The sequence below is a fragment of the Vibrio ouci genome, assembly GCF_004551525.1.
GTDB lineage: Bacteria > Pseudomonadota > Gammaproteobacteria > Enterobacterales > Vibrionaceae > Vibrio > Vibrio ouci.
Genome location: NZ_SATR01000059.1, coordinates 1 through 15,806, shown reverse-complemented (window position 1 = coordinate 15,806; position 15,806 = coordinate 1). Strand labels below are relative to the sequence as shown.

Below are 15,806 nucleotides of genomic sequence, written 5' to 3'. Positions count from 1 at the left end.
CGTGTTTTATAATGAGGAGCGTAACCATCAGGGACTCAATGACCTCACCCCTGATGAAGCCTACTTTGGTCGGCAGAGATACGCTGCATGAGCTGGATCAACCACTTAAGAAGTTAGCTTATGTGTCCAACCATTGGGGTCCACTTCTAGTTCAATCACGAAAATAAAGGGGGGAGTAACCCCCTTATAATTCAATACACTTGGAAAGTCCCACTAAAGAGTAGTAATCATCCCACATCAAATACTCTTCGCGATTATTTTTATACATTCCCACTTGCTCAAGGAGGTCGTCGCGGATATCTCTGCTACTAATTCCTAATATCGTTTCGCAAAACCCCAAATCAAAGCTGCCATTTTGTATATGCAATACTTCTTGGGATCTTGGGTATTCTCGCCATGAATTAGATTGCAAGTCCTCATATACATCATTTGTACGTGTGGTCGATACACAGGACAAATGATAACCAATATAACTAGATACAGAATCATGGTTATCCGCGACGAAGTCGACAAAACCGTCATTTCTTCGGCACTCAAAGGAATCAAAACCAAAATGCTGTTCTACTATGGCAGCCATTAAAACCACAACATTCACATAACTACTATTCTTTACATTGTGTTTAGACAAGTAATTTAAACACGCGTATATTCTGTCGACAATAGTTTGAACATCACGTAGCGTCGCACTTGAGAAAGAACTTAATAATCTACCTAGAACAATACAAGTATTTTCGTCGTCAAGTGATAAAGGGAAGACTTTAAAAGCATCGTTACGAAACTTATCGATACTAAAGCCATTAGATAGCAAATAACTATCAAATGAAGGTAATGGTAGTTTTATTTGTTGGCTAAAAAAGCGCTTCAGGTAACGACTAGCGTCAAAGTCTATACCGTATACGGATTTGATAGAGCTATGAAGCGAGCAAGTATCGGTTGCGACAATAAATGAACACCCCTTAACATTAAAGAAGTGTTTGATAACTTCCAACATTTTTACCGCATATGTAGGCCGACATCGATCTAACTCATCAATAAGTATCACGATTGGTATATTTAGATCGTAAACATTATGTAAGACTGAACTGATATCTGTAATTTGCGACCTTACACGTTCCATGTTTTCGACTAATTGCCTCTGGGTTAATTTGAGGTTTTCAATTATTTCTTTGTTGACGTTTTCAACAGTTGAACTTGGGTATGCAGATGCTGCTGTATTTACTTGGTCAACTAATGTTTTCATCTCACAAACATCTTCAGTTACGGTATTGTCACCCGAGACAAGTGCGTACGTACTTAAAGCAGGGCTCGTGTACCTAAGAACTAAACCAAAGTAAGACTCCAATTTTGATGTAGCTTCTTGAAGGAGTGACAGTTTATCGTCTTCAACATGATGCTTTTGTCGCTGTTTTTGAACTAACGATTCAAGTTGAATCAAGATCTCACTGCATACCAATGCTAAAGGGTCTTTTAAAAAGTCGCTAGTCCATGCATCTATGTACACAACCGGGTGATTTGAATTGTATAGCTCTACGTAAAGTCGCCTCAAAAAGTCAGTTTTACCAACACCCCATGAACCATTTAAGTTAATTACCTTACCTTCGTCATCAGACGTTAAAATTGATGCAATGAACTTCCCATAATCTTCACGGCCTACGCAGCATTTTTCCCACGAATACTCATCAGACCAAGAATCACAAAAAGATCTATCCATATGTAACCTTAGAATTATTAAATACTTTCAGATATTACTAATTTAATTGCATACTGGGTATGAAATTATTTTGATTCCTTAGATAAAAAGCTTTCAGTCCATATCACATCACGAGGATTAACAACGAACAGCATGAGAAGAATGGATAATTTTTAGTATTGCAAAGCCCATGAAAGGGTGTGAATGAGCAAAAAGTCTAGCTAATAATGGGGCAACCCAAAACAGCTCAGGTATACCCTAGCCTTAAATTGGCAAGCGTTAATCGTCCTACTTTAGAGGATAGACATTAGCCTTCAGGCTTTATATCAAAACGAGTAAAACAAAGTCTCAGGTTTCCACCACAAACTCAAATCACTTTCTTTGATGACCGCGCTCGCGATTTTGCTGTGTATCGTAACTGATTTGCTTACCTACGTTCTTTAGTTGGACCCCAACTTTATTAAACGCATTTTGGATAGTTGCTGAGACATGCCGCTGGCCTGCTCCCGCCAAAAAACTTGCTCTATCTTGGTTCGTTTCGAATACACAGACTATTTCTAAGCTTTGTGGAAAAGAGGAGTATTTGACCGTATGAGTGACCCAAAGAAAACCATCGTAGCCTTTTAACGTATCTTCACAAACTTCGGTTAAAACGTCTCGAATTTGATTTTCAATCTTCTTGTCTGTTTTACGCATAGAGCGAACTTCCTATTAACACTTTTAAAATGCCCACTGTATCGCCTTAATACCACTCACTAAAGAGAGAGTGGTATTACTCAATTTGATCACTTTATTTAATGAAAGCTTAGTGACTCGCCTATCAGCAAAGTCTTATTGCAAGCAACAACATTAATTCGCTTTTGATGCTGCGTGCTGCTTTACCATGAACGCAATGACTTCTTCATTTAAGCAAGATTTACTCACATATTGGCGTTGTTTACCCAAATGAAGGATGAAGCCTAAATCGGTTTGCTCCAGTTGGTCTATTTCATTCCAAGCGATTTTGCGGTCAATTTTACCGCTTTTGTAGTTTACGCCATCGGTATTAACTTGAAACACTACTTTGCTGCCACGACTAGAGCTGATGGTTTGTCGCCATAGCCACCAGGTTCGCTTGCAATAGACACTGAACGCTTCAATAACACTCAATACGATAAAGAACCAACCGACGTAGCCATTAGGCAGCAGTTCAAATTCCAATAAAACCACACCAAAAATAAGAAAGAGTATCCCTTTCAAATATGCTTGTGGGAACTTAGCAGGCTGGCTAGTTTGATCGTAGCACTCTGCAAAAAAGGGCTTGTCGAGGGTATATTCTGTGGTGAAGTCGAAATCTTTAGACATGTATGATTACTTTAAGGTTTCTGTGAGTGAGTATTTCATGTAGCGATCTCGCTACACGAGCATTGTATCGTTTCTCGGGACTTATCTTTAGCGATTTTGACTCTGTTTTGTAAATCAATAATACCGTAGATAAAATCCCCTACTCCTATCACCGTCATCCCCGAGGGGAAGGCGAGATCGAAACCCTCGAAGGAGACTCACATTTTTAGGCGATCACACTCTTCCTTCAGTGATTCATTTTCCTGCTTCAATCTCGTGATCTCGCGATTGAGCTTGTTATCATTTCGCCACATTACAGCAGCGACAAATATCAGTAGAAACACACAGTAAATAGTCATTTATTTAGTCTTGTTGATTGCAGTTACCATTAGTGGAGGCTCATAAGCCTTATTACCTCGATTGTGAACGAGCACCTGTTGCCCGTTAAGCCCAAAAGACCAAAGACATGTCAGGCCGAGTGTTTTATTGCTTCATATTCAGATTCGGTTAAGTTCAGTCGGTAATTCTAAGGATCATAAGAGTTGTCTAATTGGATTACGCTCGGAGCAAGGTCTGCTGTTACTAAGCTGATATCAGCGTGGCTAAGAAGCCCCCATGTCACTATTTGTTTATCATCAGTAATCGCTGCAAAAGAATAAAGAGAGCTTACGATAGTCTCAACATTACTTAATGAACCCGAGAGGTTGAGTGACGTATCTCCGCCACGAGTAGCGTCTCCCCAAGCGACCACACTGCCATCAGATTTTTTGGCCGCAAAAGCCGCGCGTGCCGCTACGACAAAGTCCACATTTACCAAATCAGCGACCACCGCACTGTTATCCCCACCGTCATTCGCATCCCCCCAAGCAACCACAGTGCCTGCAGCTTCGACCGCTGCGAACGCATCTCTCGAAGCGGTAATCATGGTAGCATTAGTCACTGTAGGCTCTAAAAATGCCGTATTGCCAGAGACCCCATAACTGACGCCGTCAATATTCCCCCAACTAACGATGCTGCCATCATCGATAAGAGCAGCAAAACCAAACCAAGAACTGTATAACGAATCTGCATTGGTAATTCTGGCAGCTAAGGTCGCCATATCTCCACCGTATGAGTTGTTGCCATGGCCCGTAACCGAACCATCCGTTTTTAGTAAAGCAAACGCTAAATCGTTTCCAATCGCAGATTGAACATCACTTACCCCGTAGTTCGGCATTACAGAAACAGGTACACCGCCTGATGAATCTAATCCCCAAAAGTAAGTCGCCCCTAAATTATCTATCGCGACAAATGAGGTATTGTTACCTACCACGCTGGTAATATTACTTGGTGTTAACCCTTCTAAATCCCCACCTCTGAGAGGGTCCCCCCAAGCAACTACTGTCCCATCACCTTTTAATGCTGCAAAAGCAAAGTTCGAAGCTGCGATAGAGGTAACATCATTTAATTGCCCAGTAACTGCACTTGAATCACCACCATATGACGCGACGCCCCAAGTCACCACACTGCCATCCCGTTTGATTGCTGCAAATGTGCCATTTCCGGGAACAATCGTCGTGACATCCACCAGCTCTGCGGTCACTGAACTTGAGTCTCCCCCATTCGCGGAAATGCCCCAAGTGATCACCGAACCATCCGTTTTTCTTGCCGCAAAGGCGAAGTCATTGCTGATGATCTCTTCAACCACAATGCTCTGGAATGTCGCGTATTCCGGCTCACTAACCACTTGTTGCGAGTCGGTGAGTTGCACTTCAATACGAACAGTTTTTCCGAGATCCGATGCTGTGAACTCATGGCTGTCCGTGGTACTGACTACCGCATTGTCGATAAGCCATCGGTAGTAGATGGTTCCAGGGCAATTCTCACAACTGATCACGACTTGAGCGGTACTGCCTAACGTCATTAAGCCGTTAAGTTGAATGCCATTAAGTTTTGCCTGAGATGCAATGACGACAGATTCAGATTCAGATTCAATATTAGAAGCTGAACAGTTTGATACCACTACCGTCACAGGAGACAAATCACCGCACGGATACTCCCATTTACAGGCGGTGATTAAAACGGTAATAAATGCGACAAAAATAACTTTCATTGGCAGATGTCTCGACAAACGAAGCCATATTCAAGCAAAGCCAACAAAAGCATTAATAATTTTTATATCAATAAGGAGAGAGCATAACCCAAAAGTTTAGTTGTGATGATTTATAAGTTTCCCTACGCACCACGCATCCACTACTCAGCCCCTTACCTGAAGCAGTAAACAGAGCAGAATTAAACCTATCCCGCCCCAGCCCAATGGCGGGATAGACTCGCCGACAATCACTACCGCCAAACCCGCCGCGACAACAGGTTCAAATAACGTTATTAGGCTCGCACTACTTGCGCTGACAAATCTCAAACCAAATCCATAGACGATGTAACCTAATCCCATCGGAATCAATGCCATATACCCGATGACGAAAGCATTGGTTGGTGAATCAAACAGGTTATCGCCTGTGAGAAAAAGAGTCGGAAGCAGTATCAAAGCGCCACAACCGAATATGCTACCTAATGCTGCTTGTGACTGAACCCCATCATCAATCATAGCTTTAGCCACCCATGCATATATGGCGTAGGCCAAACCTGCGACCAGACCGAGTAAGATACCAATCATTCTCAAATTGTGGTCCGAATATGAAGAACTGGAAGGTTCAGAGAAGATCAATAAGGTGATACCAACAACGCCAATAGCCAAACTCACAAACCACTGCCTATTTATTGCATTATTTTTGCTAAATAGACACTCAAGAGCCGCGACAAAAAATGGAGCGGTTGCGATAGAAATGACTGTGCCAATTGCTACTCCGGCCAACCTCATTGAAGAGTAAAACGCGAGCGGATAAGCCGCTAAGGCTATCGCACTGATCAACAGCACCTTTTTGCGACGTAGGATCTTGCTTAAATCTTTCTGTAGCTGTTTGTGAGCTAGTATTGCTTGCAAAATCCCACCAACGCCCATAGAAAACGCTCCAATAGCCAATGAGCTAATATCGGGAGCTAAGCTCGCAACAGTGCCTGTCGTACCCCATAAGGTTGAAGCACATAGTATCGACAAGATTCCCAAATAGTATAGAGGGATGCGATTACGTATCATGAATAAAATCTACCTAGTAAACTCTTAACCAGGTAGAGATCATAGACTTTTATTTACGCAAGGTTTTTGCCAAAAGGACGCATTAGTTGTTTTAAAAGACGCACTCTCTTAAGTGCGTAAAAAGGCTCTTGGTGAAACACCAAAGTGACTTGAGAATCGACGACTGAAAGCAGAAAGGTCGCTATATCCAACTCGCCCTGCAATAAGCTGAACCGGAAGGTCGGTATGAATCAGCAAAGCTTTGGCCTTCTCCATACGTTGTAAAGTCACGTACTTAAGGACACTCATACCAATGTTTTGTTTAAATAACTTTTTGAACTGAGTCGGGCTCAGATAAGCCACCTCAGCAAGTGACTCAATGGTTAAAGGCTGAGCTAGCTGTTCTACGATCATCATCCTTACAGCATGAATGCGTGGATCAACTGCTTTAACTAATGCCTGCTGAGCTAATAGTAAAGTAAACGTGTTCTCCATCGAAGCTTCAATCTCAGGTTCAACCTGATGCTCAAGCTGTTTTTCTACAAAATGAATATAGCTCAGCAAAGGCGGTGAGATTGAAAAAACCGCCAGCTCGTCACTCATCAAATGCTCAGGCAGATCATCGCAGTCGGCGACAATAAAACGCGCTGCTTCATCAGCATTAAAGCCATGCGCAACACCTTTTGGTATCACCACGCATTCACCGACCGTCACCGTGCCTAAGAAGCCGTCCATATCGATATGGATGTTACCTTGAATAGGCAGTACTAATTGATGGTAGCTATCATGGACATGAGAGCGAAAATGCTTGGTGTAAGTACGAATGGTTAAACGGGCTTTCATATGAACTGGGCTTCAAAGTGAGGCGATAAAGACGTGGAGTGCCGCTGCTCAATTTCCAGCAGCGGACATTCAAATAAGAGATAAAGTTGAAGGTCTATTTCAGTGGATCGTTATCTGGTAACGCTTTATGAATCCATAATGCCAATCTGTGTTTGATGTTTGCACCATCGAGTTTGCTCTCTGGGAGCGGAGCAATTTGCTTAGCATCGACCAAAAACAGATAGATGGCTTTAACCCTGACTGGCTGCGGAGAATCCGGTAAATCAAACCCTTGCATTTTGGCCATCTTACCGCCAATTTCTAACGCCTTTTTGACTAACTTATCTTCGTTATGGAGCTTTGCTGTTTTTGACATATCATCACACTCTCTTGTCGATCCTCTTGGTGAGTATACCAAGCTGAACAATTATCTTAGTCACTAGGCTCTCAAATTGAGAAACAGTATAAAGAAAAAAGCCAGTCAATGGATTCGACTGGCTTTCACTATTCTAAGTTATTGCTGCCGTTGGTTTTGCAGCTTCTGCTTGGCTTCTTCTACTTTCGAAAAATCTAGCCCAAGCTCTTCAACGGCATCTTTAATAAGTGCAGGGTTTTGCATCACCTGCCCCATAAGCAGCTGCAGTTTATCTTGAGGCAAACCAAGCTGGCCGATCGTCGCCATCGCCGCTAGTGGGTTTTGAGTTAACGTTTGAAAAAGCTCGTTGATTTGCTCATCACTGATGTTGTTCTCTTTCAAAAGCGCAAGAATTGGGTTCATTACAATACCTAATTTAATTAATGGGCTCATTATCGAGCAAGCGGTTACTCTTGATGTGGTGTTAAGACGCCGTCATTTCAAGTAGTTCGGCAAAGAAATCACATAGCACGTCGTCACTGATCGCTTGTAAATTATCGCCCACATACCATTCTACTTTGCAGTGATTCGGGTGCTCCATACGCTGAGGATTACCAAACCAGATGCCCTTTTCCATCGCCATCCGTTTTTGCACTTCTAACGCTTTGTCATAGCTGCAAGGTAAGATCAGGTGAAACATATTGGCTTGAGGCTGCGCTGGATTCACTACCAACGACGGAAACGCCTCAAGTAGACGATAAATTTGCTGGGTTCGCTCAAACAAACTCGGTAGATTCGCCAACCTGTCATCAAATTGCATCGCTGCGGAGACAATGTAAGGAGTGCGCTGGTAAAGGTTGCCACCTTGTCGCTTCATCCAAATTGAAGCTTCTTCAATGAATTCTTTTGACCCCAGCAGCATCGAACCACCTAACCCGCCGACACCTTTATATAAAGAAACGTAAGCGGTATCGAACCCGTAAGCAATTTGCTGATATGTCTTCTGATAGTATGCCGCACATTCCCACAAACGAGCACCGTCCATATGCAGGTGAATACCCTTGTTTGTGCAGTAAGACTTAATCTCTTCAAGCTCTTCCCACTTAGGGAGCTGCCCTCCGATTTCGCGCATCGGTAACTCATACAAAACCGCGGCAATTTCATCATGCCATGCTTGCAGATCTTTCAGCGTCCATGGTTGAAACGGGTTACCAATAGGCAGGATTTTGAATCGATCTTGCAGCTGATAATTTTGCTTTTCATGCAAACAAATATGGCTAGAGGAATGCATCGCCACTATCGGGTTTCTTTTTTTACGTGCAACCATATCTAGCACAGTCGGTTGAGTCATTGTACCCGTTACAACGAACAACCCAGCCTCGTAGCCCAACAGATCTGCGACTTTTTTCTCAAACGCTTGAATCGTTTCTCCATCACCATAAACATCATGGCTAACATTATGCTCGGCGCACCAAGCTGCCATTTGAGTAAAATGTTCGGCAGGAGAATAATCACGGTTTCCTGGTAGATGAATATGGCAGTGCTGCTTAAGCTCGACGCTCATTATCCGCTCCTTAGATAGAGGTTTTGATTTCAATTTATCTGCTTAATCCGTTGGAGTAAATAACCTCATTTAGATAGCGAGAGACTGATACCTATAGCAGAAGATCCATTGAACCTAAGCGGCGCAAATGACATGATTGTCGTTACGTCCCTTTAAACAAGTCCACCCATGCCGTTATCTCGTTTTTCTTTCGACCAAGTGCCTGTTGGCATACGCTACATGATTCTTTCCGCGCTTGGTTTCGCGCTGATGTCTGCATGCGTTAAATATGTCAGCACTTACGGCATTCCTGTGTTTGAGATTGTCGCCGCTCGTGCGCTTGTCTCTTTAATCATCAGCTACCTAGATGTAAAACGTAAGCGCATTTCCGTTTGGGGTAACAATAGGCCATTACTCTTGGTTCGCGGGACAGTAGGTACACTGGCTCTGATGTGCGTCTATTATTCGGTGACGACGCTTCCCCTAGCTGAAGCCACTATTTTGCAATACGTACACCCTGTCTTTACCGCACTATTGGGCGTATTGTTTTTAAAAGAGCGCGTTCAGTCATCCACCATGGTTTGTATCGCATTTTGTTTGGCGGGATTAATGGTGATGGTGCAACCAAGTATGAGCAGTAGCGTCGCCTATGACCTACCGCTATTTAGCGTGATGACGGCACTGATTGGTGCGATGGGGAGCTCGATTGCTTACGTTATTGTACGTAAGCTTAGCCAAACCGAAGACAGCTCAGTGATCATCTTCTATTTCCCTTTAGTCGCTCTACCAACATCAATATTTTTAATGTGGGATGAGTTTGTATGGCCAAGCCTATACCTAACGCTGATACTTGTTCTGGTAGGCGTATTTACTCAAATTGGACAATATGGTTTGACTAAAGCTATGCAAACGCAAGCGGCTGGGAAAGCGTCTGCCTATTCTTATATTCAAATCGTATTTTCAGCACTACTTGGCGTCTGGCTGTTCAATGAGATTCCTTCCTTTTGGACTTACCTTGGCGGCAGCTTGATCGTCACAGGCGCTCTCATCAACGTGTTCGGAAGCAAAATGCTCAAACCATTTAAACGGGCAGCATAATTTCGTCATATACTTGCTCCCTGCTCCTCACATTATTGCTTAGCTTAGGTAAAGATTTGCTCGCCCATTAAACAGCAAAAACATAAGCCTTTGAATTTTAATAAAATTAAAATCAGGCATAGCAGTTGCTCTTTAGTAATCGCATTTAATTGTTATTTGAACTTACTAAAGGAAGGAATGCTATGCCAACTCCATGTTATATCTCTATTGATGGTGAAACTCAGGGCCTAATTACTGCAGGTGCTTGTACTGCTGACTCTATCGGTGATTCATTTGTTGAAGGTCACGAAGATGAAATGCTAGTACAAAAATTCGATCACACTGTGACAGTTCCAACAGACCCACAATCTGGTCAGCCTTCAGGTCAGCGCGTACATAAGCCGTTCCAATTCACTGTTTCACTCAACAAAGCTGTACCTCTGCTTTATAACGCACTTTCATCAGGCGAGAAGATGAAGACTGTTGAGCTAAAATGGTACCGTACGTCTATCGAAGGTAAGCAAGAAAACTTCTTTACGACGAAACTAGAAAACGCTTCTATTGTTGATATCAACTGTGAAATGCCTCACTGTCAAGATCCATCAATGTCTGACTTCACTCAAAACCTTACTGTTTCAATGTCTTACCGTAAGATTACTTGGGATCACGTTAACGCGGGTACGTCTGGTTCTGACGACTGGCGTAAACCTGTCGAAGCTTAATCGCTACGAGATCAATGGCCTACCCTATGGTGGGCCATTTATTGCTCTAATCAAGAGGTGATCCGCATTGTCTCTTGATTAGGGTTTTAGTCATTTTGTAGGACCGCGCCAATGACCACTTTGAACTTTACAATCTCCGTAGACGGACTGAATTCTGATACCTTCGTGGTCAGAGAGTTTCAAGGCACAGAAACACTATCTCACCACCATTTCGAGAATGGCGAAATCTGCAACGGATACCATTACGATATTGAGTTAGCGAGTCGCCGACCTGATTTATGGGCACCGGACGTTGTCGATAAACCTGTCCAGTTAACCTTGTATCGTAACGGCGAAGTTTCTCGCCGAGTTCATGGTATTGCAAGAAGCTTTAGTAAAGGCGACACCGGGCATCACCACACTTTTTATCGCCTTACCTTAGTTCCTGCATTAGAACGACTATCACTTAGACATAACTGCCGCATCTTTCAGTTAAAAACGGTTCCTGAAATTATCTCAATCCTACTTCAAGAGATGAAAATCGAAGACTTCGCTTTCTCACTCAAAAAGGACTGCAGCCAACGAGAATTTTGTGTCCAGTACAGAGAAACCGATCTTGCGTTTTTGCAGCGCTTAGCGGCTGAAGAAGGACTAAACTACAGTTTTGCATTTAAAAATGGTCAGCACACTCTGCTATTTAGCGATGACAGTTCCACTCTGCCTAACCTAGCAATACCGGTACCTTTCAACTCCCTTGGTGGCGGCACAAGTGATACACCTTATGTCTCTAACTTTGAAGTATCAGCATCTGTTCAATCAAGTCATGTAGAAACACAAGATCGAAGCTTTATAAAGCCTCGCTACTCTTTCCAGCAACACGCAAGCACCTCTGACCCTCATCAACAAGACTCAATCTATGAACATTTTGATGCTCCTGGGCGATTTAAGGACGACCAGTCAGGGCAGAAATTTACTCAGACACGGCTAGAATACCTGCGCCGAGATGCGCATCTAGCAAAAGGCGCGAGTAATGTGCCAATGCTTCAAGCCGGTTTTCAGTTTGAGCTACAAGACCACTTTGACGACGCTGTAAATCAAAACTGGGTCATTATTTCTGTTCACCACCGTGGCTCACAACCGCAAGCACTCGAAGAAGAGGCCGGCTCGGGCGCGACCACCTACTCGAATACATTCTCCGTTATACCAAGCCAATATAACTGGCAGCCTGAACCAGAGCTAAAACCACTGATCCACGGACCTATGATGGCCACTGTTGTTGGCCCAGAGAATGAAGAAATTTATTGTGATAAATACGGGCGAGTAAAAGTTCAATTTCCTTGGGATCGCTACTCGGACGGAGATGAACACAGCTCTTGTTGGGTGCGTGTTTCACAAACTTGGGCAGGCAGCCAATATGGCGCAATCGCCATCCCACGTATCGGTCATGAAGTGATTGTTGAGTTTCTTAACGGCGACCCTGACCAACCTATTATTACCGGTCGAACTTATCACTTCACTAATACGCTGCCTTACCCTCTTCCAGAGCATAAAAGCAAAACGGTTATCCGCACTGAAACCCATCAAGGAGAAGGGTTCAATGAGCTGAGTTTTGAAGATCAATCAGGACAAGAGCAAATTTATCTTCACGCCCAAAAAGACTGGGACAGTGAAGTGAACAATGACAACACTTTGCACATCAAGCACGATAAGCACCTCACCATACAGGGCACCCAACGAACTCAGGTTCTAGGCAATCAGCACCAAACGGTTGAAGGGGATGAAAGAGCCAAAGTTACAAAAGATCAAACACTCATTGTTGAAGGCAGTCTGCACCTGAAAACCGGTAGTGTATGGGTTAACGATTCCGGTTCTGAGATTCATGTAAAAGCTGGCAACAAAGTCGTCATTGAAGCAGGTAGTGAAATCACCCTAAAAGCGGCAGGAAGCTTTGTTAAAGTCGATCCTGCTGGCGTACATTTAGTTGGTGCTGGTGTGAACCTAAATTCAGGTGGTAGTTCAGGCTCAGGCAGTGGTTACTCAGGAAAGCTAGCAGAACTTCCAAAAACGCATACCAATAATACCGTCGTCAATGAACTCGAAAAAAATGCAGTCACCGCGACCAAACAAGCTGCCGATGCGAACGTTGTGACTGAGCTGGGGCAGACAGCGCAAGCAGCAACGAAAAGTGCTCAGTTGAGCAATTCAAGCACTAACGAAACAACTCCATCACCTGCTGAAACTACTAATGAAGAAAGCCAAGCTCTACGGCTTAAGTCCCCAACATTAAAACAATCTTTAACGTTAGATAAGCTCGCGAACCGTGATGCCCCTCCATATAAAAAAGGCGCAAATGGGCAAGAAGTAGCATACATTCAACAAGCTCTGATAAAACTAGGTTTTGATTTGGGTAAGTTTGGCGCAGATGGCGACTACGGCTCTACCACTGAACGTCAAATTAGGCTGTTCCAAGAGAGCTATACACCGACCAATCAAACTCATCTTGCTTATGATGTTGGTGCCGTTGATGGCATCACTGGGCAAGGGACAATTCTCGGGCTAGATGAAGCGCTGGTTGAGGGGTGGGAGTACCAAATATCAATTGATTCGGTTGTTGTTACATATAAAGAAACTTTACCCAAAAATAAGAGAGTAGTAAGCCAAAAATCTATTGATATAATTAAACAAGCATTTTTTAAGGCAGGAGCAAAGCACGCGGTTATTACAAGTACTTTAAGGACACCTGACGAACAGGCCAAAATAATGTATCGAAATGCTAAGCAAGATTTAGCTAGCCAATTCAAACTCTATGGACAAATCGGCGACATTGTACTTACAGTTTATAAAGAAAACCAAACGGCGACGAATGTTATTGAACTCATGACAAGCAAGATTGAAAGCTTACTAGTAAACGGAAAAAAAGTATCTAAGCACTGTACAACCTTTGATGAATACGAAAAGGTTAATATTATTGACTTAGGTGTAAACTCGATGTTGAATGTAAATAATTATGACAAGTCACTTATTAACAAGATTTCAAATCAGTTTCGCGCTTTGGAAAACGAAGGAAAACTGAGATTCATTGATGAAACCAATAAATCAAATAGATGCTGGCATATAGAAGTAAACATATAGGGACTCTAAATAATGCGATTTTTTTGGGCAATTTTTCTAACACTTACATCATTTGGGTCAAGTGCTAAACTTGATTGCAGTGTACCTTTAGTAGATATTAATTCAGATTTTTTAGTAAAAAAACTAACGTCCGTTGATGAAGATAGCCAAGAGCCTACAGAAAGACAGTTTATTGTTTATGATACGGGGGATATAGCAGTCGTACATCAAAAAACATGTGTCATGAGTAACATTCAGATCGAGTATTTTTACAATAGTAGGCATTACCCAGACATAGCGGATAATTTTTTAAACATATTTAATCAAATTAAATCTGAGCACCACCTTAAAGTCAATGAGGACATGTTTGTTAGTTTAATTGACATTTTGAAGTCTGAGTCATTTTCATCTGATAAAATTATAATTAAAAGCCCAACAGATTTTGTTGAGTATGATTTTTCTATTCAAACTGATGATAGTTATTTTGGTTTATATACTAAAAAGCTGAGCTTTTATATAAGTATAGGAGGTATATAATCCTTTAATGTAGATATCCCCTAATTAAAAAACGATGACAAGAAATCTCAAGATGATACAAAGGCTAGTCATAAACAAAGCTAAGGTACCCTGTATCACATTAACCTTAATAGCTATGAGTACAATAGTTAGTATGAAGGTCTTTGCTAACAACTTAGTAACTGATAGCGAGTGCTCTTCAGTGTATGAGATAAAAAACGACAGCTTTGTTGTTATTCTAAACGTGAAGACTTCAAACTCATCGGAAGGGATATTTGGATACAGTAACCTCTATTATCTCCCACTGGCAGAAAGGCAACCTCCTTCCACAAATATAACTCTTGTAATCAATGGTAAAGAACAACCAACAGAACAAAGCGTCTTGGACGATGTTGAAGGAATGGTATCAGTAGAGAAGTACCAGAGCCCCTGTGACGAAATAGTTGTGATTCGTGCAAGGTACTTTGAGTCAGGGTTAGAGTCGATTAGTGAATTAGGTTATATCTATATCACTCAGAAAAACAGCCAGCTTAAGTTCATAGGCCAGTATGACTTTATTATTGGTAACGAAAAAGAATATCAAATGTTCATTAGTGATGAGTCTCTTTTGCCTCATAACTTTAAAGACTTATTTTCCTATCTAGACTTTCAGCAATCTGATAATGAGCTTCAGTTGAAAATTACAAACTTTCTCAACACAAAGAGCCAAACCAATACCTTTTCTCTAGGTGACGACTAGCAGTTCAGTAATAGCTCAGTACATTTTTCATCGCTAGTGAGGGTTTCTCATTGCATTCAACACTACACATGAAAACTAGTAATCAGATCAGAATAGTGTTGTTGTTATCAGCTCTAGCACTGTCTCTCTCTGCATCTGCACAGCCAGTAAGGCCTTATAGCCTTGCATCCGATGTAACCTGTATCGAATCGGCATACAATATGATTGAGAAAAATGATGATGTTGTAAGCAATCAGGAACGCTTTTATCAGTGTTTCCCGAAAAACTTTGACCGGTTCTTAGCAATATTTGGTTATTCCGAAACAGACTCAGGCACAGATGGCCTACTCGCAGGAAATGAAAAGTCGTACGATTACCTTGACCAGTTTTTCAAACTTACTATATCAAAGAACCAATACTCCAATATGTTCCAACTCGGTGTAAACGGTCATTGGCAAGTAGATAATGTCGCCTACCTACAATACCTGCTACGTGAATTTTTTACCTCCCACAAAAATACTGCAATTGAAGAACTAGATCGCTTATCAGACCGGGAACTTAAGAGTTTTTGGTTCTTTTACTTTGACAGCCAAACAAAGTTAAAGTCTGTTCCAAATGAAGTACTCTCCATAAAAGATACAAACGCTAGAGTGTATAATTTCGCCTTAAGTGAATTTAATAAGATGTTCAACAGAAGTGGACCCCAATGGTTGGACACATAAGCTAACTTCTTAAGTGGTTGATCCAGCTCATGCAGCGTATCTCTGCCGACCAAAGTAGGCTTCATCAGGGGTGAGGTCATTGAGTCCCTGATGGTTACGCTCCTCATTATAAAACA

At 42.2% G+C, this 15,806-nt stretch carries 15 protein-coding genes; 6 read left to right on the top strand and 9 right to left on the bottom strand.

All coding sequences use genetic code 11. The annotated features are described in order from the left end of the window. Positions 1-184 precede the first annotated feature (184 nt). The 9 genes from ELS82_RS21690 to ELS82_RS21650 form a co-directional block, all read right to left on the bottom strand. The gene (locus tag ELS82_RS21690; protein ID WP_134837307.1) at positions 185-1,711 is read right to left on the bottom strand and encodes a KAP family P-loop NTPase fold protein; all 1,527 of its coding nucleotides are present in this window, start codon (positions 1,709-1,711) and stop codon (positions 185-187) included. 351 nt (positions 1,712-2,062) lie between these two features. Next, positions 2,063-2,386: a Fis family transcriptional regulator gene (locus ELS82_RS21685; RefSeq protein WP_134837306.1), complete on the bottom strand. Its 324-nt coding sequence runs from the start codon at positions 2,384-2,386 to the stop codon at positions 2,063-2,065. Positions 2,387-2,539: 153 nt separating this feature from the next. Further along, complete coding sequence (locus tag ELS82_RS21680) at positions 2,540-3,034, bottom strand: YcxB family protein (RefSeq protein ID WP_134837305.1); 495 nt, start codon at positions 3,032-3,034, stop codon at positions 2,540-2,542. A 505-nt stretch (positions 3,035-3,539) separates the two neighbouring features. Continuing rightward, on the bottom strand, positions 3,540-5,105 hold the full coding sequence (locus ELS82_RS21675) for an RCC1 domain-containing protein (RefSeq protein ID WP_134837304.1): 1,566 nt from the start codon (positions 5,103-5,105) through the stop codon (positions 3,540-3,542). Positions 5,106-5,249: 144 nt separating this feature from the next. After that, the gene (locus tag ELS82_RS21670) at positions 5,250-6,146 is read right to left on the bottom strand and encodes a DMT family transporter (protein WP_134837303.1); all 897 of its coding nucleotides are present in this window, start codon (positions 6,144-6,146) and stop codon (positions 5,250-5,252) included. A 108-nt stretch (positions 6,147-6,254) separates the two neighbouring features. Continuing rightward, positions 6,255-6,968: an AraC family transcriptional regulator gene (locus ELS82_RS21665; protein ID WP_134837302.1), complete on the bottom strand. Its 714-nt coding sequence runs from the start codon at positions 6,966-6,968 to the stop codon at positions 6,255-6,257. A 94-nt stretch (positions 6,969-7,062) separates the two neighbouring features. Beyond that, on the bottom strand, positions 7,063-7,323 hold the full coding sequence (locus ELS82_RS21660; RefSeq protein WP_053440852.1) for a DUF5062 family protein: 261 nt from the start codon (positions 7,321-7,323) through the stop codon (positions 7,063-7,065). 138 nt (positions 7,324-7,461) lie between these two features. Next, complete coding sequence (locus ELS82_RS21655) at positions 7,462-7,725, bottom strand: DUF2999 family protein (protein ID WP_134837301.1); 264 nt, start codon at positions 7,723-7,725, stop codon at positions 7,462-7,464. Between the two features lie 61 nt (positions 7,726-7,786). After that, positions 7,787-8,866, bottom strand: a complete 1,080-nt coding sequence (locus tag ELS82_RS21650; RefSeq protein WP_134837300.1) for a threonine aldolase family protein — start codon at positions 8,864-8,866, stop codon at positions 7,787-7,789. A 168-nt stretch (positions 8,867-9,034) separates the two neighbouring features. On the opposite strand from ELS82_RS21650, the gene ELS82_RS21645 reads away from it, so the two are divergent. From ELS82_RS21645 to ELS82_RS26420, 6 genes are all read left to right on the top strand, one after another. Then, positions 9,035-9,943: a DMT family transporter gene (locus ELS82_RS21645; protein ID WP_208733241.1), complete on the top strand. Its 909-nt coding sequence runs from the start codon at positions 9,035-9,037 to the stop codon at positions 9,941-9,943. 182 nt (positions 9,944-10,125) lie between these two features. Beyond that, on the top strand, positions 10,126-10,644 hold the full coding sequence (locus ELS82_RS21640) for an Hcp family type VI secretion system effector (protein WP_134837299.1): 519 nt from the start codon (positions 10,126-10,128) through the stop codon (positions 10,642-10,644). Positions 10,645-10,755: 111 nt separating this feature from the next. Further along, positions 10,756-13,755, top strand: coding sequence for a type VI secretion system tip protein TssI/VgrG (tssI, locus tag ELS82_RS21635; protein ID WP_134837298.1), 3,000 nt, complete (start codon positions 10,756-10,758; stop codon positions 13,753-13,755). Positions 13,756-13,767: 12 nt separating this feature from the next. Then, positions 13,768-14,271: a hypothetical protein gene (locus tag ELS82_RS21630; RefSeq protein WP_134837297.1), complete on the top strand. Its 504-nt coding sequence runs from the start codon at positions 13,768-13,770 to the stop codon at positions 14,269-14,271. 133 nt (positions 14,272-14,404) lie between these two features. Further along, the gene (locus tag ELS82_RS21625; RefSeq protein ID WP_134837296.1) at positions 14,405-14,989 is read left to right on the top strand and encodes a hypothetical protein; all 585 of its coding nucleotides are present in this window, start codon (positions 14,405-14,407) and stop codon (positions 14,987-14,989) included. Between the two features lie 200 nt (positions 14,990-15,189). Further along, complete coding sequence (locus ELS82_RS26420) at positions 15,190-15,690, top strand: hypothetical protein (protein ID WP_167489448.1); 501 nt, start codon at positions 15,190-15,192, stop codon at positions 15,688-15,690. Positions 15,691-15,806: the final 116 nt, after the last annotated feature.